Raw genomic sequence first — 26,436 nt, 5'->3', positions numbered from 1 at the left:
AGCACGATCACGTCGCTCTCGACCTCGACTTCGACCGGTCTGTCGTCGGCGACTAGCTCGATCAGTTCGTTGTCCACCTCGACTTCGACGGGCATCAACTCCCTGTCGACTGGCCTCAGCTCCACCGACAGCACGGTAACGTCGCTCTCGACCTCGACTTCGACTGGTCTGTCGTCGGCCACCAGCTCGATCAGTTCGCTCTCTACGTCGACTTCGACGGGCATCAACTCCCTGTCGACTGGCCTCAGCTCCACCGACAGCACGGTAACGTCGCTGTCGACCTCGACGTCGACCGGTCTGTCGTCGGCGACTAGCTCGATCAGTTCGTTGTCCACGTCGACCTCGACGGGTATCAACTCGCTGTCGACGGGCTTGAGCTCCACCGATAGCTCGGTGGCGTCGCTCTCGACCTCCACGTCGACCGGCCTGTCGTCGGCCACCAGCTCGATCAGTTCGCTCTCTACGTCGACTTCGACCGGCATCAACTCCCTGTCGACCGGCCTGAGCTCCACCGACAGCACGGTGACGTCGCTCTCGACCTCGACGTCGACCGGCCTCTCATCGGCCACCAGCTCGATCAGTTCGCTGTCCACGTCGACCTCGACGGGTATCAACTCGCTGTCGACGGGCTTGAGCTCCACCGATAGCTCGGTGGCGTCGCTCTCGACCTCCACGTCGACCGGCCTGTCGTCGGCCACCAGCTCGATCAGTTCGCTGTCGACTTCGACTTCGACCGGCATCAACTCGCTGTCGACCGGCCTCAGCTCCACCGACAGCACGGTAACGTCGCTCTCGACCTCGACGTCGACCGGCCTGTCGTCGGCCACCAGCTCGATCAGCTCGCTGTCGACTTCGACTTCGACCGGCATCAACTCGCTGTCCACCGGTCTGAGCTCGACGAACAGCACGATCACGTCGTTGTCGACCTCGACCTCGACCGGCATCAACTCGCTGTCCACCGGTCTGAGTTCGACGAACAGCACGATCACGTCGCTGTCCACCTCGACCTCGACCAGCGTCAGCTCGCTGTCCACCGGCCTGAGTTCGACGAACAGCACGATCACGTCGTTGTCGACCTCGACCTCGACGGGCATCAACTCCCTGTCGACCAGCCTGAGTTCGACCGACAGCACGATCGTCTCGCTGTCCACGTCGACCTCGACGGGCATCGGCTCGCTGTCCACCGGCCTGAGCTCGACGAACAGCAACGTGGCCTCGCTGTCCACGTCGACCTCGACCGCGATCAACGACGCGAAGACGCACTACTACAGCGTCAACGACAACGGTACGCAGCAAGGCAACTACAACGACAGCGGCGCAACGGGCGTCAACTCGCTCGCAGCCGGCGTGAACGCCAGCGCGGCAGGCGCCAGCAGCGTCGCAGTCGGCGACGGCTCGAGCGCTGCGTCGGCCGGCGCGGTCGCGATCGGCCAGAACGCATCGGCCACCGGCGGCAAGGCGGTGTCGATCGGCTCCGGCAACACGGCAAGCGGCGACGGCGCGGTCGCAATCGGCGACCCGAGCGTGGCAACGGGCACGGGCGCCGTGGCAATGGGCGCGAACGACACGGCCAGCGGCGACGGCGCCGTGGCGCTCGGCAACGCGAACACGGCGAACGGCGCCAACGCCGTCGCACTCGGCGGCTCGAGCCAGGCGACCGCGGACAACACGATCGCACTCGGCAACAAGGCGACCGCGAGCGCCACGGGCGCGCAGGCCTACGGTTCGAACGCCTCGGCAACCGCGGCCGACGCCCTCGCGCTCGGCTCGAACGCCACGGCGAACGTCGCGAACTCGGTCGCACTCGGCGCGAACTCGGTCACGGGTACGGCAGTGGGCACGTCGAGCACAACGATCGGCGGCGTCACGTACTTCTTCGCGGGCAGCTCGCCGGTAGGTGTCGTGAGCGTCGGTCAGCCGGGCCAGGAACGCCAGATCACGAACGTCGCGGCAGGCCAGGTATCGGCCACCAGCACGGACGCGATCAACGGCAGCCAGCTCAACGCGACGAACCAGGCGCTCAACAGCCTGTCCACGTCGACCGCGTCGAACATCTCGTCGCTGTCGACCGGCATCGGCTCGCTGTCCACCGGCCTGAGCTCGACGAACAGCAACGTGGCCTCGCTGTCCACGTCAACCTCGACCGCGATCAACTCGCTGTCGACGGGCCTCAGCTCGACGAACAGCAACGTGTCGTCGCTGTCCACGTCGACGTCGACCGGCATCGGCTCGCTGTCGACCGGCCTGAGCACGACGAACAGCAACGTGGCCTCGCTGTCGACGGGCGTGACGAACATCAACAACACGCTGAACCAGCTGTCGACGACGATCAACAACAACCAGGCGCGTGCGGCGAACACCTCCGGCATCGCGGCCGACATGAACGGTACCGGCAACGACAAGCCGACCGTGACGACCGGCTCGAACTCGGTGGCGATCGGCGCGAATTCGACCGACGGCGGCCGTTCGAACGTGGTGTCGGTGGGTAGCGACACGCAGCAGCGCCAGATCACGAACGTCGCGCCGGGTACGGAAGGCACCGACGCGGTGAACGTGAACCAGCTGACGCAGGTGCAGACGACGCTGTCGACGGCACTGTCGGGCCAGCAGGCGCAGATCAACACGCTGGGTTCGCAACTGCAGCAGACCGACCAGATGGCAAAGCAGGGTATCGCGGCCGTCGGCGCGATGGCCTCGATCCCGCAGCTCGATCGCGATGCCAACTTCGGGATGGGTGTCGGTACGTCGACCTTCCTCGGCCAGAAGGCGATGGCGGTCAACATGCAGGCCCGCATCACGGAAAACCTGAAGGCGTCGATCAACGGCGGCTTCAGCGGCGGTCAGAAGGTGATCGGCGCCGGCATGCTGTATCAGTGGAAGTAACCCGTCGCGCCGCCACGCCGCCCGGCTCGCCAGCCGGGCCGGACGTGGCGGCTCCGACGGCAGGACGAACCCGCCGCGCCCCGCACGGCGGGCTTCGGTCAACCCAAGCCTTGAGGACGTAACCGTGAACAAACTCGCTCTCGCGCTCGCGCTTTCCGCAATGGGCCTCGCCGCGTGCTCGACCGCATCCGGCCCGACCTACAGCGCATCCGAACTGCAGCCGCGCGATGGCGTGCGCACGTTCCAGGTGGACTGCCACGGCCTGCTGTCGGGCCCGCAGACCTGCATGAAAGCCGCCCGCAAGATCTGCGGCGACCAGCCGGTGCGCACCGTCGATTCGGTCCGCGCGCTGCGCGACAGCTCGGATCCGGCGACGCTGGTGTTCCAGTGCGGCGCCGCGCCGGCGGAAACGGCGTCGGCCGCCGAACCGGCACCGGCTCCCGCGCCCGCGGTCGAGCACGTCAACCTGGCCGGCGACGCGCTGTTCGCGACGGGCCTGGCCACGCTGACGCCCACCGCGCGCGCATCGCTCGACAAGCTGCTGAGCGAACGCGAAGACCGCACGTACTCGCAGGTGACGGTGACCGGCTATACGGATTCGACGGGCAACGATGCATCCAATCTCGCGCTGTCGAAGCGCCGCGCGCAAACCGTCGCGGGCTACCTGAAGACGCACGGGCTGAACGCGCAATCCGTGTCGGTGACGGGCCGCGGCAGCGCCGATCCGGTCGCGTCCAACGCGACGGCCGAAGGCCGCGCCAGCAACCGCCGCGTCGAAATCTCGCTGCAACGCTGAACGGCAGCCGTCGCGGCCCCCCGGGCGCCGCACGCGTCCGCCCGCGACGGCCGCGAACCGTGGCGGGCACATCCGCCCCGCCGGCAGCCCGCCGGACCGTTCCGGCACCGCTTCGCCGGGGCGCCGCGACGGCGTCGGCGCTATGTCAAAGTTCGTCATGCCCCTCCACAAACCGGCGACTTCCGTGCCACAATCGGCGCAGACAGTTGCCGGGCGTTCCGCCCGCATCGCGCGCCGTGCCAATCCCGCGCGACGGCATTCCGGAACCCGGCGGCCGCCCCGCGCTCCGCGCCGCTCGACTTGTTTTGCAGCGCACGCCGGCGCACACGCAACCATGACAATCCACGGCGCGCCGTTTTCGGGCCGCTCGCTCGACGCCACGGCCGCACGCACGACGCCGCAGAGGAAACCAACCGGTGACGGACATCAATCAAGCCGCCTCGGGTCGCACCCGCAAGCAACGGCCGGCCGTCGGCATCTCGCTGTTTGCGCGGGACGGCCAGGCGATCTGGGAAAACGGCATCCATCAGAACATCGCGTTCCTCGCGATGATGCTCAAGCGCTCGGACCGCGTCGGCCCCGTCTATTTCCTGAACGGCGGCGACGCCAACGCGCTGCCGGCCGGGCTCGACCTCGACGGCCTCGACATTCCGCTCGTGAAGCCTTCCGACGTGACGCATGAGCTCGACGTCGTGATCGAGATGGGCGCGCAACTGCCGGTGGAATGGATGAAGCACATGAAGGCGCTCGGCAAGAAATGCGTCGCGTGCTACGTCGGCCACACATATAGCGGCCTCGCTGAAACGCCGATCTTCGGGAAACCGTCGGGGCATGTCTTCAACGGCACGTCGTTCGACGAAGTGTGGGTGCTCGAGAAATCGGAGAAGATCGACGCGCCGCTGCTGCGCACGCTGCTGCGCGCGCCGGTCTACACGATTCCGCACCTGTGGTCGCCGTACTTCCTCGAGCGCCGCATCGCCGCGCTCGCGGCCGAGGGCGTGACCTTCGGCTACCGGCCCGGCCAGCGGCCGTGGCATCTCGCGACGCTCGAACCGAACATCTCGGTCGTGAAGTCGTGCCATTACCCGATGCTCGCGTGCGACGAGCTCTACCGCGCGCGCCCGGACGCCGTGCAGCACATGTTCGTCGTCAACTCGATGCACATGAAGGAACACCCGACCTTCGTGCACTTCGCGAACAGCCTCGACCTGGTGCGCCAGCACAAGGCGACCTTCGAGCCGCGCATGGATCTGCCCGGCTTCATGGCGCGCCATGCGGACGCCGTCGTGTCGCACCACTGGGAAAACGCGCAGAACTATCTGTACTACGACGTGCTGTACGGCGGCTATCCGCTGATCCACAACTCGACGATGCTCGGCGACGCCGGTTACTACTACCCGGACTTCGATGCCGCCGCGGGCGGCCGCGCGCTGCTCGATGCGTGGCTGCATCACGATGAACGGCTCGACGACTATCGCGCGAAAGCCGGCCGGCTGCTGCAGTCGGTCTCGATCGACAACCCCGCGAACCTGGACGCGTTCGTCGCGCGCCTGGTCGCCTGAACCGGAGCATACGCATGTCGGACTCCAATGCCCGTCAAGCGCCCGGCGAGGGCAAGCGTCTCGTCGTCGGCGTCTCGCTGTTCGTGCGCGGCGCCGGCCAGTCGCTGTGGGAAAACGGCATTTTCCAGAACTGCCTGCTGCTGATCCTGCTGCTGCGCCAGTCGCCGCTCGTAGCCGAAGCCGTGATGGTGAACGGCGGCGAACAACTCGCCGATCCGCAGATGATGCTCGGCGAGTGGGACGTGCCGCTCCTGTCGATGGACGAAGCGCTGCAGCGCTGCGACGTGTTGATCGAAATGAGCGCGCAGTTCGGCGCGGACTACCTGCGCACGTTCCGCGATCGCGGCGGCAAGGTGGTCACGATGCGGGTCGGCAACGACTACGTGATCGACATCGAGCGCGCGATGTTCAACAAGCCGTCGGGCTTCCTGTTCTCCGGCGCGCCGTACGACGCGGTGTGGACGATTCCGGAATTCGAGCGCTCGTGCCTGCACTATTACCAGACGGGCCTGCGCGCGCCGGTCACGATCGTTCCGCACATCTGGCATCCGATGCTGTTCGACAAGGCGCGCGCGACGCTCGGCGCGGGCTTGTCGTTCGGCTACAGGCCCGGCAAGCCGCGCTGGCGCGTGACGATGTTCGAGCCGAACATCTGCATGGTGAAGACGAGCATCGTCCCGATGCTGGTGACCGAGGAAGCGTATCGCGCGAAGCCCGATTTCGTGGAGTTCGTGCGCGTGTGCAATACCGTGCACCTGAAGGAACATCCGACGTTCGTCCACTTCGCGAAGAGCCTCGACATCGTGAACCACGGGATCACGACGTTCGAAAGCCGCTACGCGGTGTACGAATTCATGGCGGCCTACGGCGATGCGGTGGTGTCGCATACGTGGGAAAACGCGCAGAACTACCTGTACTACGAACTGCTGTACGGCGACTATCCGCTGATCCACAACTCGCCGTTCCTCGGCAAGGCCGGGTATTTCTATCCGGACTTCGATTGCCAGGCCGGCGGCCGCGCGCTGCTGCAGGCGTTCGCCGAACACGACGCGAACCTGGACGCGTATCGCGAGCAGTCGAAGCACGTGCTCGACTCGGTCAGCATCTACAACCCCGACAACGTCGCCGCGTATTCCGACGCGATCGCGTCGCTCTATCGCGACGCGTAACGCGCCGCGCTCCCCGGACTCCGACATGAATGCACTCCCGCCCCTCTCCCGCGCGAAATGGCTGATCGGCTGCGCGCTCGCGTCGATCGCGATCGGCGCGCACGCACAATCCGACGGCGAATCGGCCGACGCACTGCTGCACGACGCGGACATCGTCTTCAAGCTGCTCGACGCCGGCCAGTACCGCGCGGTGTGGGCCGATTCCGCCGCGTTCGTGAAGGCGCGCATCCAGCCGGACCAGTTCGTGGCCGACATCCAGCACGCGCGGCAGTCCGTCGGCACGGTCACCCACCGCGGCTGGGCGCAGATCACGCGCATCCGCTACGCCAACGTCGCGACGATGCCCGACGGCCTGTACGCGAACCTCGACTACGCGACGACGCTCGCGAGCGGCGCGACCGTGTTCGAGAAACTGAGCTTTCGCCTCGACGACGACGGCCGCTGGCACCTGACCGGCTACGTGCCGCGCCAATCGCAGAATTACGCGCCGTAACCCGCGCATCGCCCGCCCGGAGCCGCCGATGAAAATCAATGTCGCGATTACGATGAACGTGCAGCGCGACGCGACGCAGTCGATCTGGTACAACGGCGCGAACCAGCATTGCGTGTACCTGTACATGCTGCTGAAAAGCTCGCCGCTGATCGGCGAAGTCTGGCTCGCGCACGACGACGGCATCGCCGAATACCCGCAGGCGCTGATGATGGACGCGTTCGGCGATGCGCTGCGCCCGCTGTCCGCGGTCGTCCACCAGACCGACCTGCTGATCGAGATGAACGCGTTCATCGACCCGTCGCACGCGGACGCCGTGCGTGCGCGCGGCGGCAAGTGCGTGTCGTACCGCTTCGGCAACGACTACGTGATCGCGGTCGAGACGATCAACTTCGAGAAGAACAACTGGCGGCCGAACCCGCACCGCGTGCAGTTCGACGAAATCTGGACCAACCCGCAGCACATGCACACGTGCGCGGCCTATTTCCAGGCCGTCTACCGCGCGCCGGTGATCGCGCTGCCGCACATCTGGTCGCCGTACTTCATCGAACGCAGCCTCGACGCCGATCCCGACCTGAAGGCGCGCTTCGGCTACCGCAATCACGGCCCGGCCAAGCGCATCGCGTTCTTCGAGCCGAACCTGAACGTCGTGAAGAGTGCGATCGTGCCGATGCTCGCCGCGAACGCGTGCTACGTCGAACACCCGGAACTCGTCGAACACGTGTACATGACCAACACGTTCGACAAGAAGGAAAACGTCGCCTTCAAGCATCTCGCGCTGGGGCTCGAGATGGTGCGCGACGGCAAGGCAACGGCCGACGTGCGTGCGCCGTTCATCGCGTGGGCCGCGCACCACACCGACATCGTCGTGTCGCACCACTGGGAAAACGGGCTGAACTACCTGCTGTACGACGCGCTGTACGGCAACTACCCGCTCGTGCACAACTCGCCGTTCCTGCGCGACGTCGGCTATTACTACCCGGACTTCGAGATCTTCGATGCGGCGCGCGCGATCGCGACCGCCGCGCAAACGCACGACGCGCGGCTCGACGATTACGCGGCAGCGGCCCGCCGCTGCCTGCATCAGGTCGACGCGCTTGCCGAACACAACGTGCGCGCGTATTCGGAACAGATCCAGCGGCTGTTCGCCGGGCGCGCGCTCGGCTGAGCGTCTTCGCACGCGTTCCCCGCCCATGAATCAGGCCGTCCGCAGTTTCGTCGTGATCGATTCGATCCACGGCCCGTTCGTCATCAACCGGCACTGCGAGCGTCAGGCCGAGACCCTGATCAAGACTGGCCGGCCGCCTATCCAGGACGAGCTCGACACGAGCCTGCAGGTGATCGACCAGTTGCCCGACGACGCGATCGCCGTCGACGGCGGTGCGCACGCGGGGCGATGGGACGATGCGGCCGACCGCGCATTGGCGCTCGTGCTCGGCGGTTTCGGAAAAGATCGACAACCGGCTTGCCGGACGTCGCAAGCCCGCTATTAGCGTGAACAGGCCCTAAGCCGGCACCTTGTCGCCGCGCTGCGCGGCGAACGCAAGGCCATGCCGGCGGCCGACTCGCGCCAGCGCCGCGAAACAGCGGTTCGCCTGGCGGCTGACGCGGCCGGCGTGGCGCGCCACGCTGCCGGACACGCCGCGCGCGATCGCCGAATCGTCGCCGCACGCGCCCGCGATCACGCCGCCGTAATAGTGCCGCGCCGCGAGTTCGCGGCTCTCGGCGTCGAGCGGCTTCATCCGCTGAATACGACGGGCAACCGCGTTCAGACCGTCGAGAAACGGCACGACGTCGAGCGGCGCATCGGCCGCGTCCGCACCGAGCTGCCGCAGCATGTCGGCAAGCTCGGCGATTGCGACGAGCGCGCGCCCGTCGGCCGCCTGCGTGCCCGTTCCAGGCCCGGCCTTCATGTGCGACATGTTCGCCCCTTCGCGATCCAGGATTGCCCGATACCGGTGCGCCGCGCCGTCATGCGGCAGCCGGCGAGCGCCATGAAAACCGGATGCCCTGCGCCCATGCGACGCCGGAATCCAGGATGATCTGCCGGTCGACCTCGTTCTCCACGCCTTCGACGACGACGTGCCGCGCGCTCTCGTGCGCAAACGCGATCAGCCGGCGAAACTGGTAGCGCCCGATCGCGTTGCGCTTGATCAGCGACAACACCGACCGGTCGAGCTTCACAATATCGGGATTGCCGATCACCAGACTGTTCAGCGCGCTGAAGCCGACGCCGAAGTCGTCGATCGCGACGCGGCATCCGGCCTGCCGGAACCGATTCACGAACGAACGGCCCGCAACGGGGTTCAGCGGCCCCGTCTCGGTGATTTCGACGACCAGCCGCGCCGCGACCGACGGCTCGCGCTCGAGCCGCCTGATGATGGTCATCCACGCGTCGTCGACGACCGCGCTCGCCGCCGCGATATTGCAGCCGTACACGGCTTTCGGATCGGCGCGCAACGCGTCGATCGTCCGGTTGACCACGAGCCGGTCGAACCAGCGCATCAGCCCGAGCGCTTCGAGACGCGGCAGGAATGCGAGCGGCGGCAGCGCGTCGCGCCCTCCCCACCGCAATCGCGCGAGGCATTCGTGATACAGCACGCCGCCCGACAGATCGGCCCGGCATACCGGCTCGCGCGCGAACCCGAGCCGGCTTTCGACGAAACTGCGTACCGACGCGAGGTCGGGGTGATCGTCAGCGGCACCGAATACGAGATCGATCTCGTTCCGATACGCTTCCCTGTTCGCCTCAAGGCGAGGTTCGACCGTACTCATCCGGCGCTCCGGCAAATGTCGGGCCGCCGATAACGGCCCGCGCTCAAGATACATGTGGAGCAAACCGGCAACGACATGCTCCACCGCCTACCCGGCCCATCCTCTTATTTCGATCTTTTCCGGGAGCGTACTTTTCATTTCGGCGCGCCGTCAAATCCGATATTGTCAACGACATTCAAACAGAGAAAATACACCATACCGACACCCCGCCGACAGTGCGACAGGTTACACAAAACTGCCAGGGCAATTTCAGTCGATCCTGTTTATTAACCGGCTCCAAACGTCTTCGGTCTCATTATTTATTCTCGACACGCGTTTCAAAGATCGGGCGTTGGTCATTTGATGTGACGAATAGCCGCCGACGACGCTGTACCGCCAACCGGCGTCGAGCCCGCCTGGCGTGGCTTTCCGGCCACATCGCCGAGCGCGATTCGGTCGCCGCAGAATTCAATTTCACCGTTTCAAACGATATTACGAAGACCCGAAGCGGAATCGATCCGAATTCCGTCGGCAATTGCGAGCCGAATTATATGACAGCCCGCTTCTGTAAGATATTTAACAATCTTTCCGACTTGTTAACCTATAAAATTATTTTCGACGGACTTCCCTCGGAGCCGTCAAATTCGTGCCTTCAAAAACCGTCGAATCTCCCCGGTTCGACGGTTTCTTTTTTAACGGCACCATTTCTTCATACTTTAACTCCGGGACAACCCGAATGACGGCATGCGCGGCCGCCGCGAATCGTGCCGATCGCGAACGAACGCGGGCCCCGGATCGCCTTCGGCGCAGCTACGCGGCCGTCGCGCCGGTCAGGTTCGCGAGCAGCGCGTCGTATTCGGCGACCAGCGCCGGGTTCGCCGACGTATAGCGGGCGAGGATGTCGCGCTGACGCCGCGTATAGCCTTCCCAGTCGTCGTCGTGCGTGTGCAGCGCGTGCAGCAGCGCATCGGCGCCCTTCTGCACGTCGTTGTCCGGATAGTAGTAGCCGAGTTCGGGCGCGAGGCTCGCGTTGTGTACGAGCGGATAGCCCTGCCAGCACACATCGAAATAGAAGTAGTTCAGCGGGTTCGACCATTGATGCGACACGACGATGTCGGTCAGGTCGGCCAGGAACAGCGGCGTGTCGAAGCGCCCGACGAAGCTCGCCTTGCCCGCGCGCACGATGTCCAGGTAGTTCATCAGCATCACGAACTCGGGGCTGTCGTGCGCGAGGCGATCGGCGTTGGTCACGTGCGTGAAGCAGATCGCGTCGGGGTCGCGGCGATACGCTTCGTCGATGATCAGCATCGGATACACGCAGAATTTCACGACGTTGTGGTTCGGCTCCATCACCGTGAGCCGCTTGCCCGGCTCGCTGCGCGGCCGGTATTCGCCGTGCCCGGGCAGCGACTGCGCCCGCGCGCTCAGGAACATCGGATCCCACACGAACGGCACGACGCGCCCGGGGCAGCGGCGCAGCGACTGCAGGAACGGCAGCGACGACGGCGCGATCTGCGGAATCGCCCACACCTCGTCGTAGCCGCGGTTGATGAACAGCGAATCCCACAGACGGCGGCCGAACAGCATCGACTCCATCGCGTTGATGTACTCGACACCGCAGCAATAGCTGACGATCTTCGCGCCGCGCGCCTTCAGGTAGGCCGTCTGCTCGCCGTCGATCTGGCCGCCGAGTTCGATCACGACGTCGAGCGCGTCCTTCATGTCGGCGAACGCGCGCGTGTCGTACACGCTGCGATCCCACGGCAGGGCATCGGTGAGCGGCACGTCGGTCGTGTTGACCAGCGTCACGCGGTAGCCGTGCGGCGACGCCATCAGCAGCTTCGCGAGAAACAGCGCGTTCTGCTTGATGCCGTTGATCCACAGGCTTTCGTCGGGGGTGCGCAGTCCGATGGTGATACCGATGCGCAGGCCGTTCAGGGCAGGAGACGTCATCGTCGGCGGGATGGGAAGTTGGATGGGGCTGGAATCCACGCAGTGTAGCGCGCGCAGCGCCGCCCCCGTCAAGCCGTGGCACATGCCGGCGGCAGCCCGGCATTCTAGCGGAGCGCCAGTCGCACAGTGTCAGGAATGGTCAGCACCCGGCCGGTTCGCCGCGCGGGCGGCGGCAACGGGCATGACGAAGGGATGGAGAGACGATGCGCGCGCCGATGAGGGCGCACGGTGACGGGTGCTGGCCCGACGTACCGCCGCCCCCTTCGACATCGCCCGCGCGTGCGCCGGCCGGTGTCGACCGGCGGCGCACGCCGGTTGCCGTCAGATCGCGGCGATCGTCGGCGCGACGGCGGCGGGGTCGGTGATGCTGGCCTTGCCGGTTTCGACGTGCCCCGCGATGCGGCGCACCCAGCCCGCATTGCCCGCTACCGCGAACTGCAGGTCGTACCAGCGGCTGCTGCACGACAGGTCCCAGTGCGCCTCGACGCGCTGTCCCGCCGGAATCGTCAGCGTGCGCGGCGCCCCGCCGTACGCGACATCGGTCGCCGTGACCGTGAGCGCGCTGGCCCCGGCATTCGCGATCGTCACGTACACGTCGCCGTTGGCGACGTCATAGCACGGCGTGATTTCCGGCTTCGCGCCGGCGTCCGCCGCGGCCGAACCCGCGAAGCGCCGGAAATAGCCGTTCGGGCCCCACACGCTCACGAGATAGTTGCCGCTCGCGTCGAGTGCCCACGTATCGGTCAGTTGCTTGCCCGCTTCGACCGTATAGCGGCGCGGCATCGCGGCCGGATCGCCCGTATAGACCCAGAAGTGCGCGCCTTGCGTGCCGGTATTCGCAAACGTCAGTGCGTAGCCTTGCGCCTGGAGCTGCCCGGTGACGTGCAACTCGTACGGCAGCGCGCGCGCCGGCCGCGTGCCCGATTCCTGCGCCGTCACGACCTGCTGCGCGGTGCTGGCCGGCGCCGTCTGCGACGACGCACGCGAACACTGCAGGTCGGCCTGCGCGACATACGACTGCGTGCTCGGCAAGGTCGGCAGCGTGGCGTCCGACTTCGAGAAGTCGAGCGCCGACGTCAGGTCGCCGCAGATCGCGCGGCGCCACGGCGAGATGTTCGTTTCCATCACGCCGAAGCGCTGCTCGATGAATTGCAGCACCGACGTGTGATCGAAGACCTGCGAGCAGACGAAGCCGCCCTTCGACCACGGCGACACGACGAACATCGGCACGCGCGGGCCGAGGCCGTACGGCAGGTTGTCGGCCGTATACGTGCCGGTTTGCGTCGACGTCACGTGGTCGTGCCGCTCGAGCGACACGTCCACGGTGCTCATGCCGGAGCCCGGCAGCGTCGGCGCCGACGGCGGCACGACGTGATCGAAGAAGCCGTCGTTTTCGTCGTACATGACGAGCAGGACGGTCTTGCTCCACACCTCGGGATTGGACGTCAGCGCATCGAGGATCGTCGACAGGTAGTAGGCGCCGTACAGCGGCGTGAACTTCGGATGCTCGGAATACGCGGCGGGCGGCAGCAGCCACGACACCTGCGGCAGCGCGTTCGCCTGCACGTCGGCCTTCAGCTGCGTGACCGGTCGCGTGCTCATCCCGCGCGTCTGCAGCGACGAACCGGCCGGCGCGTTCACGAAGTTGTTGAAGCACGCCAGCATGTTCGTGCCGTAGTTGCCGGTGAAATTGTCGAACCCGGTGCCCTGCTGGTAGATCTGCCACGAGATGCCGGCCTTCTCCAGCCGCTCCGGGTAGGTCGTCCAGCTGAAGGGCGGCAACTGGATCGTGTCGAACGGGTTGTCGATGTAGTCGGTGTTGTCGAGCAGCGGGCCGCCGCCCGTGCCGAGCGGGTCGACCATGCCCGTCATCAGGTACATCCGGTTCGGATGCGTGTTGCCGGGAATCGAGCAGAAATAGTTGTCGCACACGGTGAACGCATCCGCGAGCGCGTAATGGAACGGGATATCGTCGCGGACGTGGTAGCCCATCGTCATGTTGGACTTCTGCACCGCCCATTGATCCGCCCGGCCGTTGTCGATCGCGCCGTGCGTCGTCGCCCACGTATGCGGCAGGCCGCCGATGCACTGCGCGTTGACGCCCGGGTCGGTCGTGTCGTAGCGGAACGGCGCGATCACGCTCGCCTGGTCTTCCTGTCGCGGCTGGAACCAGACCGGCTTGCCGTTCGGCAGCGTGACCGGGAAGCGGTCGTTGTAGCCGCGCACGCCGCTCAGGTGACCGAGGTAGTGGTCGAACGAGCGGTTTTCCTGCATGAACACGACGATGTGCTCGACATCCTGGATCGTGCCCGTCACGGTATTCGGCTCGATCGCAAGCGCCTTGCGGATCGACTCGGGAAGCAGCGCGGTGGCGGCGGTCGCACCGGCGAGGCCGGCGGAGAATTTCAGAAAATCGCGTCGCGAATGGATGGCCATGCTGAGTGCTCGTGATTGGATTTCTGGTGGAATCGGCCGGTATCAGGATGCGGGCGAGGAAGCCGGGGCGGTGAAACCCGGCGGGCAGCGCATCTGCGCGGTGGCGACCGTGCCGCCGCCGCACGCGGCCTTTTGCTGCGCGACGGGCGCAGGGGTTGCAGTCAGGTCGTCGTTGCAGGCGCTCAGAAGTGCGATCAGCGTGAGCAGGCCGGCGACCGCGAAAGGCCGCAGGGCCGACTTTCGCATAACGGTTCTCCGTGGATGGGATGACGTGACGCGGACGCGAAGCCGCGTCGGTCATATCGACGCCGAAATGCTAAGTTTGACGTGTTACACGACAGTGTCGGGCGACAGGGATCGACGTGCGTGTGAATGCACGCGTTGGTGCGTGTGTGGCGGGTGCGCCGGCGATCGAAAGGCGGGAGCGGTCATCGTCGGCGGGAGGGGAGATTCGAAGGGCCCAGTGTAGCGCGCATGGCGGCGCACATCGGGAAAAGCGCGCCATTTCAGCGGACCGCCGACCGGCGCGCTGTCATGGATGGCCAGCCACGAACCGGGCGATGCCCCGCCCTTTTTCGAGCGGTTACATCGTCCATCGCCCAGTTTCGATCGCCGCCTCCATCATTTTGACGGTGAGCGGACGCTCCAGTATTTTGTCCCGGGCGTTGGCACTAAATGGCGACCTGAATACCGCCATCAAGAATCGACCCAATCCCAGTTTCCGGGAAGGGTAATAGTAGTCAATGTCGAAATCGGCAATATCAACGCCAAAGGTTTCCGAAAATCTCCGCATCAATCTCAACATGGCCCTGTCGGAGATTTCAAGATCGATGCAGAGATCCGTGTCCGGGGTAATCTCGAGCGCGCCGTGCAATGGCGAATCAGCCTCATCCCGCACCATCTCTATCAGACGACCGTCCATTAAAAGCGATCCTCCTGCTTGACCAAGCCATTGTACGTGACCGTAGAGCGATACATGATGATTGATATATCGATAGCGGTAATGGCCCAACCGACCACCGGTACGGCCCGCCCGACAAAGGCGCCGAGCTCCCTGGTAAATTTGATCTTGAGCAGCAGGAGACTCTTGAATGACGTTACCGTTGGCAGAATTTTGTACTTGAGTTCATAGGGCAGCACCTTTCTCGATACCCTGGATGCGATCGAGGTTCCCTTGACCGCTCCGCCGAACTTCCCTCTGGTCGGCACGAACCTTTGACCCAACAAAATCATCGCGATCCCGACAGCATCATCGATACCCAATTCATCACAGGCTACGTCGATAACAATCAGGCAGAAAAGTTCTGGCGGGGTAAGGTCGATGTGAATTCCGTATTTATATTTGTTCGCCATCTCGGTCTTTCTCTCAGCTACGTTCATTCGATCATTGCGCAGGACACCGGGCCGCACATCCCGGCGGTTACGCTAACGCAGCCATGTCGAGCATGGGCAAGAACGCGCAGCTGTTGCTCTGGTCGAGCCTGATTTTCCGGACGCCCCGGAAAGTAGCCGCCATTGCGCTTCCCCTTTCTGCACAAGAGGAAGCGGCCAGTTCATTTCGGCGAAGAGGTCCGGACGGGTCCGGTTTCGATCTTTGAACAACTGTTGCAACGGGCAAACCGGTGCAAGGCCGCGCAACAGCACGTGTCGAGCTGCCGCTCACCGGCGAGGATCACTGGACGATTCAAATATCTTGAAGACGCCACACGCAGATTATTTATTATTGTCTACGCGCAACGAGAACGACAATCACAACACAAGAATGCTGTGTCGTCCCGATGCATGCACATCAGGCATTCGCATCCGGATGTCGTCGGGCCTTTCCTGCCTTGAGGCACGGCCCTGGTCCCCCGCGTGAGAGCCGCCACCGGCCCTCACGCGCCGCACCGCTCAATCCTCCGCCATCACCAGCAACTGCGCACCGTCCGCGACCTGATCGCCGACGCCGTACAGCACTTCCGCGACGACACCCGCGCCCGGCGCGCCGATCGTGTGCTCCATCTTCATCGCTTCCATCACGATCAGCGGCGTGCCGGTCTCGACCTTCTGCCCCGGCTCGACCAGCACCGCGATGACCTTGCCGGGCATCGGCGCGGTCAGGCGGCCGCCGCCATGCTCGACATCGCCCGCGTGCGCCAGCACGTTGCGCCATTCGAGCGTCTCGGCCACGCCCTGCGTGAACACGTGGAAACTGTCGCCGTCCGCATACACGCGGCCGCTGCTGCGCACGCCGTCGAGCGTCACGTCGAAGTCGAGCGGCGTTGCGCCGCGCGCCCACGCGAACGGCTGCGCGGCCGCATCGCCGGCGGCAATCCGTGCGCCGCTGCCGTTGTCCTCGTAAGTCGCCGTCAGGTCCGCTTCGCGATCGGGCGCATGCCAGTCGAGCGTGCGGCGATAGCCGCCGTTCAGCCGCCAGTCCGGCAGCGAACGCCACGGCGACGCCCCTTCCCGCGCGGCCGCCCCGCGTTCGCGTGCGAACAATGCGGCGCAGGCCAGCGCGAGCGTCGCGCGCGGCAGCTGTTGCGGCGCGAACAGCGCATCGTGGTTGCGCTCGATCAGGCCCGTATCGAGATCGGCGATCGCGAACGGCTCGCACGCGACGATCCGCTGCAGGAACGCGGCGTTGGTGTGCAGGCCGACCACTTCGCATGCGCGCAGCGCGCGCAGCATCCGGCCGAGCGCCTCCGCACGGTCCGCGCCGTGCACGATCAGCTTCGCGATCATCGGATCGTAGAACGGCGTGATCGCATCGCCTTCGCGCACGCCGCTGTCGACGCGCACCGGCGCGCCGATCGCGAACTCGACGCCGTGCGGCAGCCGCAGGTGCTTCAGCGTGCCCGTCGACGGCAGGAAGCCGCGCGCCGGATTCTCCGCGTACAGACGCGCCTCGAGCGCATGGCCCTGCACGCGCAGCTCCTCCTGCTTCAGCGGCAGCGGCTCGCCGGACGCGACGCGCAGTTGCCACTCGACGAGATCGAGCCCCGTGACCATCTCGGTGACCGGGTGCTCGACCTGCAGCCGCGTATTCATTTCCATGAAGTAGAACGCTTCGCCCGTCATGATGAATTCGACGGTGCCCGCACCGACGTAATTCACCGCGCGCGCCGCCGCGACGGCCGCCTCGCCCATCGCGCGGCGCACGTCGTCGTGCAGGCCCGGCGCCGGCGCTTCCTCCAGCACCTTCTGGTGACGGCGCTGCACCGAGCAGTCGCGATCGAACAGGTAGACGGTGTTGCCGTGCGTGTCGCCGAACACCTGCACTTCGACGTGGCGCGGGCGCGTCAGGTATTTCTCGATCAGCACGCGGTCGTTGCCGAAGCTGCTCGCCGCCTCGCGCTGGCACGATGCGAGCGCAGCCGGGAAATCGTCGGAGCGCTCGACCACGCGCATCCCCTTGCCGCCGCCGCCCGCGCTCGCCTTGAGCAGCACCGGATAGCCGATCTCGTCGGCCTCGCGATGCAGGTTGCCCGCATCCTGGTCGTCGCCGTGATAGCCGGGCACGAGCGGCACCGCGGCCGCGTGCATCAGCGCCTTCGCGGCTGCCTTCGAGCCCATCGCCGCGATCGCGTCGACCGGCGGCCCGATGAACGCGATGCCGGCCGCTTCGCACGCATGCGCGAAATCCTCGTTCTCCGACAGGAAGCCGTAGCCGGGGTGAATGGCCTGCGCGCCCGTGGCGCGCGCGGCCTCGATGATGCGCTCGATGCGCAGGTAGCTGTCGGCGGCGGCCGAGCCGCCGATATGCACGGCTTCGTCGCACGCGGCGACATGCTTCGCGTTCGCGTCCGCGTCGGAATAGACGGCGACGCTCGCGATCCCGAGACGTTTGCACGTCGCGGCGACGCGGCAGGCGATTTCGCCGCGGTTGGCGATCAGAATCTTGTCGAACATGGCTTCGGTGTCGTCCGGAAAGTTATGGGCACGCCATCATTCACGCCACGAAGGCGTGCGCTTTTCGAGGAACGACGCGATCCCTTCGCGCGCTTCCGCGCCCGCGCGGGTGCGCGCGATCCAGTCGGCGGTCTGCTCGATCAGCGTCGCGTCGAGCGGGCGGCCGGCCACGTCCGCGACGAGCCGCTTGCACGCCTGCACCGCGTCGGGGCCGTTCGCGGCGAGCGCCGCCGCCAGCTTCGCGACCGTTTCGTCGAGCGCGTCGGCCGGCACCGCGTCGTGAATGAAGCCGAGCGACGCGGCGCGCGTGCTGTCGAACACTTCGGCCGTCGTGAAGTAGCGGCGCGCGGCGCGTTCGCCCATCGCGCGCACGACGTACGGCGCGATCGTCGCGGGAATCAGGCCGAGCCGCGCTTCGGACAGACAGAACTTCGCGCCGTCGACGGCGATCGCGATGTCGGCCGCGGCGACCAGGCCCACGCCGCCCGCATACGCGTCGCCGTGCACGCGCGCGATCACCGGCTTGCCGCAGCGGTGGATCGCCTCGAGCATCCGCGCGAGCTTGCGCGCGTCGGCGCGGTTCTCGTCGTCCGAGTAACCGGCCATCTTCTTCATCCAGTTCAGGTCCGCGCCCGCGCAGAACGCCGGGCCTTCGGCCGCGAGCACGATCGCGCGCACGCCTTCGTGCGCATCGAGCCACTCGAACGCGGTGGTCAGCTCCGCGATCGTCGTCTCGTTGAACGCGTTGCGCACGTCGGGGCGTGCGAGCGTGACGGTCGCCACGCGGCCGGCTTCGCTTACCTTGATCGTTTCGTATCGCATCGGTGAATTCTCCCGGCCGTTACATGCGGAACACGCCGAAGCGCGTGTCGTCGATCGGTGCGTTCAGCGATGCGGCCAGGCCGAGCCCGAGCACGTCGCGGGTCTGCGCGGGGTCGATCACGCCGTCGTCCCACAGCCGCGCGCTCGCGTAGTACGGATGCCCCTGGCGCTCGTACTGGTCGCGGATCGGCTGCTTGAACGCATCCTCTTCCTCGGCCGACCACGAGCCGCCCTTCGCCTCGATGCCGTCGCGACGCACCGTCGCGAGCACCGACGCGGCCTGCTCGCCGCCCATCACCGAGATCCGTGCGTTCGGCCACATCCACAGGAAGCGCGGGCCGAACGCACGGCCGCACATCCCGTAGTTGCCGGCGCCGAACGAGCCGCCGATGATCACCGTGAATTTCGGCACCTTCGCGTTCGACACGGCCGTCACCATCTTCGCGCCGTGACGCGCGATGCCTTCGTTCTCGTACTTGCGGCCGACCATGAAGCCCGTGATGTTCTGCAGGAACACGAGCGGAATCTTGCGCTGGCAGCACAGCTCGATGAAATGCGCGCCCTTCACGGCCGATTCGGAGAACAGGATGCCGTTGTTCGCGATGATCCCGACCGGATGGCCCCAGATATGCGCGAAGCCCGTGACGAGCGTCGTGCCGAAACGCGCCTTGAATTCGTCGAACTCCGAATCGTCGACGATGCGCGCGATCACCTCGCGCACGTCGAACGGCTTGCGCGTATCGACGGGAATCACGCCGTACAGGCTCTTCGCGTCGTAGCGCGGCGGCTTCGGTTCGCGCAGCGCCACCGGCGGTGCAATCTTAGGCGCCAGGTGATCGACGATGTTGCGGGCGATCGACAACGCATGCGGGTCGTTCTGCGCGAGATGGTCGGCCACGCCCGACAGGCGCGTGTGCACGTCGCCGCCGCCGAGATCCTCGGCGCTCACTTCCTCGCCGGTCGCGGCCTTCACGAGCGGCGGGCCGCCGAGGAAAATCGTGCCCTGGTTCTTCACGATGATCGACTCGTCGCTCATCGCCGGCACATACGCGCCGCCGGCCGTGCACGACCCCATCACGACCGCGATCTGCGCGATGCCGGCCGCCGACATCGTCGCCTGGTTGAAGAAGATGCGGCCGAAGTGGTCGCGATCGGGGAACACGTCGTCCTGGTTCGGCAGGTTCGCGCCGCCCGAATCGACGAGGTACACGCACGGCAGCCGGTTTTCCGCGGCGATTTCCTGCGCGCGCACGTGCTTCTTCACGGTGATCGGGTAGTACGTGCCGCCTTTGACCGTCGCGTCGTTGCACACGATCATGCATTCGCGGCCCGCGATCCGGCCGATGCCGGTGATCACGCCCGCGCCCGGCGCGTCGTCGTTGTACATGCCGTTCGCCGCGAGCTGCGACAGCTCGAGGAACGGCGCACCCGGATCGAGCAGTTGCGCGATCCGGTCGCGCGGCAGCAGCTTGCCGCGCGACAGGTGCTTGTCGCGCGCGGCCTGGCCGCCGCCTTGCGCGAGCTGTTCGATCTTCGCGCGCAGGTCGGCGACGACCGCCTCCAGCGCCGCGGCGTTCGCGCGGAATTCTTCCGAACGCGGATTCAGTTTCGATTCGATGATCGGCATCGACGGGGCTCCGTTCGCGTGACGTGGGGCGTTACAGCGTTTCCGCGAACAGCTCGCGGCCGATCAGCATCCGGCGGATCTCGCTCGTGCCGGCGCCGATTTCGTACAGCTTCGCATCGCGCCACAGGCGGCCGACCGGGTATTCGTTGATGTAGCCGTTGCCGCCGAGGATCTGGATCGCCTCGCCGGCCATCCACGTCGCCTTCTCGGCCGTGTAGAGGATCACGCCCGCGCAGTCCTTGCGCACCTGGCGAATATGGTCGCTGCCCGCCGAGTCGAGATGGCGGCCGACCGCGTACAGGTACGCGCGGCATGCCTGGAACGTGGTGTACATGTCGGCGACCTTGCCCTGGATCAGCTGGAATTCGCCGATCGCCTGGCCGAACTGCTTGCGGTCGTGGATATACGGCACCACCGCGTCGAGACACGCGGCCATGATGCCCGTCGGGCCGCCCGACAGCACCGCGCGCTCGTAGTCGAGGCCGCTCATCAGCACCTTCACGCCGCCGTTGAGCTGGCCGAGGATGTTCTCTTCCGGCACCTCGACGTCCTGGAACACGAGCTCGCCCGTGTGCGACCCGCGCATGCCGAGCTTGTCGAGCTTCTGCGCGACCGAGAAGCCCTTCATGCCCTTCTCGACGATGAACGCGGTGATGCCGCGCGCGTTCGCTTCGACGTCCGTCTTCGCATAGACGACGAGCGTGTCGCAGTCGGGGCCGTTGGTGATCCACATCTTCGTGCCGTTCAGCACGTAGCGATCGCCGCGCTTGTCCGCGCGCAGCTTCATGCTGACCACGTCGGAGCCGGCGTTCGGCTCGCTCATCGCGAGCGCGCCGATGTGTTCGCCCGACACGAGCTTCGGCAGGTATTTCTGTTTTTGCGCGTCGGTGCCGTTGCGGTGAATCTGGTTCACGCACAGGTTCGAATGCGCGCCGTACGACAGGCCGATCGACGCCGATGCGCGCGAGATCTCCTCCATCGCGACCATGTGGGCGGTGTAGCCCATGTTCGCGCCGCCGTACTCTTCGGCCACCGTCATGCCGAGCACGCCGAGATCGCCGAACTTCTTCCACAGATCCATCGGAAACTGGTCGGTGCGGTCGACCTCCGCCGCGCGCGGCGTGATTTCCTTCGCCGCAAACGTCGCGACGGCGTCGCGCAGCATCTCGATGTCTTCACCGAGCATGAATTGCACGCCGGGCAGGTTGATCATGTCTCCTCCGTCTCCAGAAAGTGGGTCGCATGCACCGATTTCTGAGTTTCGCTCAAATCGGATCAATGCGTCGATTCATTAAGCCAATACAGCGGAAATTTTGCACAGTTTCGCGCCTCGTCCGGCCTGCCGTCAATAGTTTTTTGAGTGACACTCAGATATCATGGCGACATGACAGCCGCTACCGCCGACACCATGACCGCCACCGCCAAAGCCGACCGCGCCGACACGTCGCGCGCACCCGCCGGGCGCAAATCCCAGCAGCGCGTGCAGGACATCCTGCGCGCCGGCAGGGAAGTGTTCGCCGAAAAGGGTTACGAGCATGCGACGGCCGCCGAGATCGCGCAGCGCGTCGGCGTGTCGGAGGCCACGGTGTTCAGCTACTTCCGCGGCAAGCGCGAGCTGTGCGCGCGCGTGATCGCCGATTGGTATGACGAAATCATTGCCGCGTTCGAACACGGGATGCCGCTGGAGGCGTCGGTGCAGCAGCAGTTCGCGTTCATCGTGCGCACGCACTTGCGGCTGATGCTGGTGAACGGCACGGGGCTGTGCGCGCTGGTGCTGTCGGAAGGCCGTGCGAAGCAGCATGCGCTGAGCGACGAGCTCACCGCGCTGCAGCGCCGCTACACGGCGCCGCTGATGGACGTGCTCGCGCGCGGCCAGGCGGCCGGGCAGGTGCGGAACGACATGCCGCTGAGCCTGCTGCGCTCGATGGTGTTCGGGCCGATCGAGCACGTGCTGTGGGATGCGATCCTCGGGCACCGCAAGCTCGACACGGAAACGACGGCCACGCAACTGATCGACATGCTGTGGGCCGCCGTGCAGCCGCCCGCGCCGGAGCAGGCGGCGCTGGTGCGCTTCAGGAATGACGTCGCGGAAGCGGTGCGGCGCCTGGAAGAGGAAGCGTCACGCGCATGACGCAGGCGCGGGCGACGCGCCCGCCGCCCTGCCCGCACCTCTTCGCCGCCGCGCGGGAATCAGGAAACGCTACGCATCCTCGCCGACCCGCAGCGGCGCGCGGCTCTGCTCGTTGTTCAGATGCACGAACTTGCGCAACAGCCGCACCAGTTCCTGCGAATCGTCCTCGCCCATCCCGTCGAACAGGCCGGCACGCAACTCCTTCACCGACGGAATCAGGTGCGTGAGCAGTTCCACGCCCGCCGGCGTCAACAGCAGCCGCCGCTGACGCCGCGGCAGCACTTCGCGCACGATCAATCCTTTCGCTTCGAGCCGGACCGCGAGGTCCGCCGTCGTCGACGTGTCGAGCGCCACCCGCTGCGCGAGCGTCACCTGGTCGAGCCCCGGACACTCGTAGAGCATCCGCAGGACCGCGTACTGCACCGGCGTCACGTCCCGGCCCAGCTTCTCGTAAAACATCGCGACGGCGATCTGGTGCGCGCGCCGGATCAGGTGCCCGGGCTCGTCGTACAGATCGAGCGGGAAGGTCGGCATGTCGGCGGAATTCGTTTTTTCCATGAATGAGCGATGACAGAGGCGGCGCACGCCGGTTGCGTGCGCCCACGGCATGGCGCTGCCTCGCGCCATTTCCCGGGAAAACCAGTATACCGCCCGGCTTGCCCGCGCCAATCTCAATGAGTACACTGAATCTCATTCAGTACACGGAATGAAGAGGCGCCGCGTACCGGCGGCACCGACATGAAGGAGACGACGAACGTGTTTCTCAAGAACGCTTGGTATGTGGCGGGCACACCCGACGAAATCGACGGCAAGCCGCTGGGCCGCAAGATCTGCAACGAATCGATGGTGTTTTACCGCGCGGCCGACGGCCAGGTGGCCGCGCTCGAGGACTTCTGCCCGCACCGCGGCGCCCCGCTGTCGCTCGGCTTCGTGCGCGACGGCGTGCTCGTGTGCGGCTATCACGGGCTCGAAATGGGCTGCAACGGCAAGACGGCCGGCATGCCGGGCCAGCGCGTCGGCGGGTTTCCGCCGATTCGCAGCTTTCCGGTGGCGGAGCGCTACGGATTCATCTGGGTCTGGCCCGGCGACGCGTCCGAAGCCGATCCCGCCAAGCTGCCCACGCTGGCATGGGCCGAGGATCCGGCCTGGGCGCACGGCGGCGGCCTGTATCACATCCGCTGCGACTACCGGCTGATGATCGACAACCTGATGGATCTCACGCACGAGACTTACGTGCATTCGTCGAGCATCGGCCAGAAGGAAATCGACGAAGCGCCGCCGAAGACGACCAGCCACGGCGACGAAGTCGTCACGAGCCGTTTCATGGAGAACGTGATGCCGCCGCCGTTCTGGCAGATGGGGTTGCGCGGCAACGGCCTCGCCGACGACGTGCCGGTCGACCGCTGGCAGATCTGCCGCTTCACGCCGCCGAGCCACGTGATGATCGAAGTCGGCGTCGCGCATGCCGGCCACGGCGGCTACGACGCGCCGGCCGAGCTGAAGGCGTCGTCGATCGTCGTCGACTTCATCACGCCCGAGACGGACACGTCGATCTGGTACTTCTGGGGAATGGCGCGCAACTTCCGGCCCGACGATCCCGCGCTGACCGCCGAGATCCGCGAAGGCCAGGGCAAGATCTTCGCCGAGGATCTCGAGATGCTCGAGCGCCAGCAGCTCAACCTCGAGAAGTGGCCGGATCGCACGCTGCTGAAGCTCAACATCGACGCCGGCGGCGTGCTGTCGCGCAAGGTGATCGACCGGCTGCTCGCCGGCGAACGCGCAGCGGGCGCACAGCGGCCCGTGATTCCGGTCGCGCCGGTGAAGGAGGCGTCATGAGCGCCGCGACGTTGACGGTCAGGGTCGCCCGCAAGTGGCAGGAAGCGCGCGACATCTGCGGCTTCGAATTCGTCAGCGACGACGGGTCGCCGCTGCCGCGCTTCGATGCGGGCGCCCATATCGACGTCCATTTGCCGGGCGGGCTCGTGCGCCAGTACTCGCTGTGCAATCACCCCGAACACGGCGACCGCTATCAGATCGCGGTGCTGCGCGATGCCGACGGACGCGGCGGTTCGCGCGCCATTCACGACGAAGTCCGGCAAGGCGATACCGTGAAGATCGGGATGCCGCGCAACCATTTCCCGCTCGCGCCGAACGTGCCGCATCACCTGCTGCTCGCGGGCGGGATCGGCGTCACGCCGATTCTGTGCATGGCGGAACGGCTGTTCTCGTCCGGCATCGCGTTCGACCTGCATTACTGCGCGCGCTCGACCGATCGCATGGCGTTCGTCGAACGGATCAACGCCGCCGGGTTCCACGATCGCACCCGCTTCCATGTCGACGACGGCGATCCCGCGCAACGCTTCGACCTCGCCGCCGTGCTCGCCGCGGCGCCGGACGGCACGCATCTGTATGTCTGCGGCCCGCGCGGCTTCATGGATGCGGTACTGGCCGAAGCCCGCGCCCGCCACTGGGCCGACGCGCGCCTGCACTACGAATTCTTCGGCGGCGCGATCGAGTCGTCCGACACCGATCGCGCGTTCCAGGTTCGCATCGCGAGCAGCGGCCAGGTGATCGACGTGCCGGCCGCATGCACCGTCGTCGCGGCGCTGGCCGCAAACGGCGTCGACGTGCTGACGTCGTGCGAGCAAGGCGTATGCGGCACGTGCATGACGCGCGTGCTGCAAGGCGAGCCCGATCATCGCGACGCGTATCTGACCGACGACGAAAAGGCAGCCGGCGACCAGTTCATGCCCTGCTGCTCGCGATCCAGAACCGACATGCTGGTACTCGACCTGTAGACGGGCCGCGCAACGCGCGGCGGCACAACACGATATTGGAGACGATCAATGGAACAACACGCCGGATCACCGATCAATACTGCTCGATTCCCGGTCGACCGATGGTGGGTCGCGGCCCTGTCATCCGAACTGACGGACACCCCCGTCGCGCGCACGCTGCTCGGCCGCCCGGTCGTGCTGTTCCGGCTGCCGTCCGGCGAAATCGGCGCGCTGGAGGATCGCTGCTGCCACAAGTCGCTGCCGCTGTCGTGCGGCTCACTCGAACCGCGCGGCCTGCGCTGCGGCTATCACGGCCTGCTGTTCGACCGTGACGGCGCCTGTGTCGAGATTCCCGGCCAGGACCGGATTCCCGCAAAGGCATGCGTATCGTCGTATCCGGTGCAGGAGCAGGACGCCATCGTCTGGATCTGGATCGGCGCCGACCCGCATGCGCAACCCGCCTGCGCGCCGCCGCGCTACGCGTTCCACGCGGATCCGCACTATCGCTTCGGCGGCGGCCGCTACCACTACGACGCGCCGTATCAGCTCATTCACGACAACCTGATGGACCTGAGCCATCTCGGCTACGTGCACCTGAAAACGATTGGCGGCAACGCGCCGCTGCACATGGGCGCGGAAACCCGCGTCAGCAGCGACGGCGACACGGTGTCGCTGATCCGCCGGATGCCGGATTCCGAACCGCCGCCGACCTACACGGCCGCATGGCCGTTCGCGGGCCGTGTCGATCGCTGGCAGGAAATCGAATTCCATGTATCCCATATCCGGATCTGGACCGGCGCAATGGACGCCGGCACCGGCGATCTGCTCGATCCGTCGCGCGGCGGCTTCCACATGCGCGGCTTTCACGGCATCACGCCCGAAACCGACGCGACGACGCACTACTTCTGGACCGTTGCGACCAATCCACAACACGACGTCGAGCGTGTCGCGCAAACGGTCATCGAGCAATCGGCGGCGACGTTCGACGAGGACAAGACCGTAATCGAAGCGCAATACCGGAACCAGCTGCGGTTTCCGGGAAGCCGGCAGATCGACATCCATGTCGACGCCGGCCCCAATCGCGCGCGGCGCGTGATCGAGCGCCTTCTGCTTCAGACCGAACCCGCGTAAGCGTCGCACCGGCG

The 26,436-nt window shown here is 66.3% G+C and carries 23 protein-coding genes; 11 read left to right on the top strand and 12 right to left on the bottom strand.

The genetic code is table 11. The annotated features are described in order from the left end of the window. The 7 genes from BME24068_RS33525 to BME24068_RS33495 form a co-directional block, all read left to right on the top strand. On the top strand, positions 1-2,883 hold a 2,883-nt coding region (locus BME24068_RS33525), incomplete at its 5' end, for a YadA family autotransporter adhesin (protein WP_174928660.1). Positions 2,884-3,007: 124 nt separating this feature from the next. Continuing rightward, complete coding sequence (locus tag BME24068_RS33520; protein ID WP_174928659.1) at positions 3,008-3,679, top strand: OmpA family protein; 672 nt, start codon at positions 3,008-3,010, stop codon at positions 3,677-3,679. A 416-nt stretch (positions 3,680-4,095) separates the two neighbouring features. After that, positions 4,096-5,241: a DUF2827 domain-containing protein gene (locus BME24068_RS33515; protein WP_174928658.1), complete on the top strand. Its 1,146-nt coding sequence runs from the start codon at positions 4,096-4,098 to the stop codon at positions 5,239-5,241. Between the two features lie 14 nt (positions 5,242-5,255). Beyond that, positions 5,256-6,410, top strand: a complete 1,155-nt coding sequence (locus tag BME24068_RS33510) for a DUF2827 domain-containing protein (RefSeq protein WP_096507700.1) — start codon at positions 5,256-5,258, stop codon at positions 6,408-6,410. A gap of 25 nt (positions 6,411-6,435) precedes the next feature. Then, positions 6,436-6,903, top strand: a complete 468-nt coding sequence (locus tag BME24068_RS33505) for a DUF4019 domain-containing protein (protein ID WP_174928657.1) — start codon at positions 6,436-6,438, stop codon at positions 6,901-6,903. A 28-nt stretch (positions 6,904-6,931) separates the two neighbouring features. Then, positions 6,932-8,068 carry a DUF2827 family protein gene (locus BME24068_RS33500; RefSeq protein WP_096507702.1) on the top strand — a complete coding sequence of 379 codons (1,137 nt, stop codon included), beginning with the start codon at positions 6,932-6,934 and terminating at the stop codon, positions 8,066-8,068. A gap of 25 nt (positions 8,069-8,093) precedes the next feature. Next, positions 8,094-8,393, top strand: a complete 300-nt coding sequence (locus tag BME24068_RS33495; protein ID WP_239008085.1) for a hypothetical protein — start codon at positions 8,094-8,096, stop codon at positions 8,391-8,393. Between the two features lie 12 nt (positions 8,394-8,405). Here the strand turns inward: BME24068_RS33495 and BME24068_RS33490 are convergent, their stop codons facing one another. The 11 genes from BME24068_RS33490 to BME24068_RS33440 all read right to left on the bottom strand — a co-directional run bounded on the left by BME24068_RS33490 (position 8,406) and on the right by BME24068_RS33440 (position 21,596). After that, positions 8,406-8,822 carry a hypothetical protein gene (locus BME24068_RS33490; protein WP_096507703.1) on the bottom strand — a complete coding sequence of 139 codons (417 nt, stop codon included), beginning with the start codon at positions 8,820-8,822 and terminating at the stop codon, positions 8,406-8,408. A gap of 49 nt (positions 8,823-8,871) precedes the next feature. Next, complete coding sequence (locus tag BME24068_RS33485; protein WP_174928656.1) at positions 8,872-9,675, bottom strand: EAL domain-containing protein; 804 nt, start codon at positions 9,673-9,675, stop codon at positions 8,872-8,874. 789 nt (positions 9,676-10,464) lie between these two features. Further along, positions 10,465-11,607, bottom strand: coding sequence for a DUF2827 domain-containing protein (locus BME24068_RS33480; protein ID WP_096507705.1), 1,143 nt, complete (start codon positions 11,605-11,607; stop codon positions 10,465-10,467). Between the two features lie 321 nt (positions 11,608-11,928). Further along, positions 11,929-14,043, bottom strand: a complete 2,115-nt coding sequence (locus BME24068_RS33475) for a phosphocholine-specific phospholipase C (RefSeq protein WP_174928655.1) — start codon at positions 14,041-14,043, stop codon at positions 11,929-11,931. Between the two features lie 42 nt (positions 14,044-14,085). Further along, a complete protein-coding gene (locus BME24068_RS33470) occupies positions 14,086-14,289 on the bottom strand; it encodes a hypothetical protein (protein WP_096507707.1) in 204 nt (67 codons plus the stop codon). 337 nt (positions 14,290-14,626) lie between these two features. Continuing rightward, positions 14,627-14,965, bottom strand: coding sequence for a DUF1493 family protein (locus BME24068_RS33465; RefSeq protein WP_096507708.1), 339 nt, complete (start codon positions 14,963-14,965; stop codon positions 14,627-14,629). Further along, a complete protein-coding gene (locus BME24068_RS33460; protein WP_096507778.1) occupies positions 14,965-15,396 on the bottom strand; it encodes an STM2901 family protein in 432 nt (143 codons plus the stop codon). Before BME24068_RS33460 ends, BME24068_RS33465 begins: the two co-directional genes overlap by 1 nt. A gap of 537 nt (positions 15,397-15,933) precedes the next feature. Then, positions 15,934-17,934, bottom strand: coding sequence for an acetyl/propionyl/methylcrotonyl-CoA carboxylase subunit alpha (locus BME24068_RS33455; RefSeq protein ID WP_174928654.1), 2,001 nt, complete (start codon positions 17,932-17,934; stop codon positions 15,934-15,936). A 36-nt stretch (positions 17,935-17,970) separates the two neighbouring features. Beyond that, positions 17,971-18,756, bottom strand: coding sequence for an enoyl-CoA hydratase/isomerase family protein (locus tag BME24068_RS33450; protein ID WP_174928653.1), 786 nt, complete (start codon positions 18,754-18,756; stop codon positions 17,971-17,973). Between the two features lie 19 nt (positions 18,757-18,775). After that, positions 18,776-20,383, bottom strand: a complete 1,608-nt coding sequence (locus BME24068_RS33445; RefSeq protein ID WP_098551148.1) for a carboxyl transferase domain-containing protein — start codon at positions 20,381-20,383, stop codon at positions 18,776-18,778. 31 nt (positions 20,384-20,414) lie between these two features. Next, positions 20,415-21,596, bottom strand: coding sequence for an isovaleryl-CoA dehydrogenase (locus BME24068_RS33440; protein ID WP_174928652.1), 1,182 nt, complete (start codon positions 21,594-21,596; stop codon positions 20,415-20,417). Between the two features lie 171 nt (positions 21,597-21,767). Between BME24068_RS33440 and BME24068_RS33435 the strand changes: the two genes are divergently transcribed. Further along, positions 21,768-22,514 (top strand): TetR/AcrR family transcriptional regulator, encoded by a 747-nt coding sequence (locus tag BME24068_RS33435; protein WP_174928651.1) that lies wholly within the window; start codon positions 21,768-21,770, stop codon positions 22,512-22,514. Between the two features lie 69 nt (positions 22,515-22,583). Here BME24068_RS33435 and BME24068_RS33430 read toward each other — a convergent pair whose 3' ends face one another. Beyond that, positions 22,584-23,072: a MarR family winged helix-turn-helix transcriptional regulator gene (locus BME24068_RS33430; RefSeq protein WP_096507714.1), complete on the bottom strand. Its 489-nt coding sequence runs from the start codon at positions 23,070-23,072 to the stop codon at positions 22,584-22,586. Between the two features lie 198 nt (positions 23,073-23,270). Here BME24068_RS33430 and BME24068_RS33425 point away from each other — a divergent pair, with 198 nt between their 5' ends. The 3 genes from BME24068_RS33425 to BME24068_RS33415 are packed head-to-tail and all read left to right on the top strand — an operon-like array spanning position 23,271 to position 26,422. Further along, positions 23,271-24,350, top strand: coding sequence for an aromatic ring-hydroxylating dioxygenase subunit alpha (locus tag BME24068_RS33425; RefSeq protein ID WP_174928661.1), 1,080 nt, complete (start codon positions 23,271-23,273; stop codon positions 24,348-24,350). Then, entirely contained in the window at positions 24,347-25,312 is a 966-nt protein-coding gene (locus BME24068_RS33420) for a PDR/VanB family oxidoreductase (RefSeq protein ID WP_174928650.1), read from the top strand. Before BME24068_RS33425 ends, BME24068_RS33420 begins: the two co-directional genes overlap by 4 nt. A gap of 48 nt (positions 25,313-25,360) precedes the next feature. After that, positions 25,361-26,422, top strand: a complete 1,062-nt coding sequence (locus tag BME24068_RS33415) for an aromatic ring-hydroxylating oxygenase subunit alpha (protein WP_174928649.1) — start codon at positions 25,361-25,363, stop codon at positions 26,420-26,422. Positions 26,423-26,436: the final 14 nt, after the last annotated feature.

This window comes from Burkholderia anthina (assembly GCF_902498995.1).
In the GTDB taxonomy this organism is placed as follows: domain Bacteria; phylum Pseudomonadota; class Gammaproteobacteria; order Burkholderiales; family Burkholderiaceae; genus Burkholderia; species Burkholderia anthina.
This window is presented reverse-complemented; position numbering and strand designations above follow the sequence as displayed.

Bases quoted from the DNA above. Each gene is read 5' to 3' on its own strand.
- BME24068_RS33510 (WP_096507700.1), top strand. From the start codon at position 5,256: ATGTCGGACTCCAATGCCCGTCAAGCGCCCGGCGAGGGCAAGCGTCTC.
- BME24068_RS33505 (WP_174928657.1), top strand. From the start codon at position 6,436: ATGAATGCACTCCCGCCCCTCTCCCGCGCGAAATGGCTGATCGGCTGC.
- BME24068_RS33500 (WP_096507702.1), top strand. From the start codon at position 6,932: ATGAAAATCAATGTCGCGATTACGATGAACGTGCAGCGCGACGCGACG.
- BME24068_RS33495 (WP_239008085.1), top strand. From the start codon at position 8,094: ATGAATCAGGCCGTCCGCAGTTTCGTCGTGATCGATTCGATCCACGGC.
- BME24068_RS33490 (WP_096507703.1), bottom strand. From the start codon at position 8,822: ATGTCGCACATGAAGGCCGGGCCTGGAACGGGCACGCAGGCGGCCGAC.
- BME24068_RS33485 (WP_174928656.1), bottom strand. From the start codon at position 9,675: ATGAGTACGGTCGAACCTCGCCTTGAGGCGAACAGGGAAGCGTATCGG.
- BME24068_RS33480 (WP_096507705.1), bottom strand. From the start codon at position 11,607: ATGACGTCTCCTGCCCTGAACGGCCTGCGCATCGGTATCACCATCGGA.
- BME24068_RS33475 (WP_174928655.1), bottom strand. From the start codon at position 14,043: ATGGCCATCCATTCGCGACGCGATTTTCTGAAATTCTCCGCCGGCCTC.
- BME24068_RS33470 (WP_096507707.1), bottom strand. From the start codon at position 14,289: ATGCGAAAGTCGGCCCTGCGGCCTTTCGCGGTCGCCGGCCTGCTCACG.
- BME24068_RS33465 (WP_096507708.1), bottom strand. From the start codon at position 14,965: ATGGACGGTCGTCTGATAGAGATGGTGCGGGATGAGGCTGATTCGCCA.
- BME24068_RS33460 (WP_096507778.1), bottom strand. From the start codon at position 15,396: ATGGCGAACAAATATAAATACGGAATTCACATCGACCTTACCCCGCCA.
- BME24068_RS33455 (WP_174928654.1), bottom strand. From the start codon at position 17,934: ATGTTCGACAAGATTCTGATCGCCAACCGCGGCGAAATCGCCTGCCGC.
- BME24068_RS33450 (WP_174928653.1), bottom strand. From the start codon at position 18,756: ATGCGATACGAAACGATCAAGGTAAGCGAAGCCGGCCGCGTGGCGACC.
- BME24068_RS33445 (WP_098551148.1), bottom strand. From the start codon at position 20,383: ATGCCGATCATCGAATCGAAACTGAATCCGCGTTCGGAAGAATTCCGC.
- BME24068_RS33440 (WP_174928652.1), bottom strand. From the start codon at position 21,596: ATGATCAACCTGCCCGGCGTGCAATTCATGCTCGGTGAAGACATCGAG.
- BME24068_RS33435 (WP_174928651.1), top strand. From the start codon at position 21,768: ATGACAGCCGCTACCGCCGACACCATGACCGCCACCGCCAAAGCCGAC.
- BME24068_RS33430 (WP_096507714.1), bottom strand. From the start codon at position 23,072: ATGGAAAAAACGAATTCCGCCGACATGCCGACCTTCCCGCTCGATCTG.
- BME24068_RS33420 (WP_174928650.1), top strand. From the start codon at position 24,347: ATGAGCGCCGCGACGTTGACGGTCAGGGTCGCCCGCAAGTGGCAGGAA.
- BME24068_RS33415 (WP_174928649.1), top strand. From the start codon at position 25,361: ATGGAACAACACGCCGGATCACCGATCAATACTGCTCGATTCCCGGTC.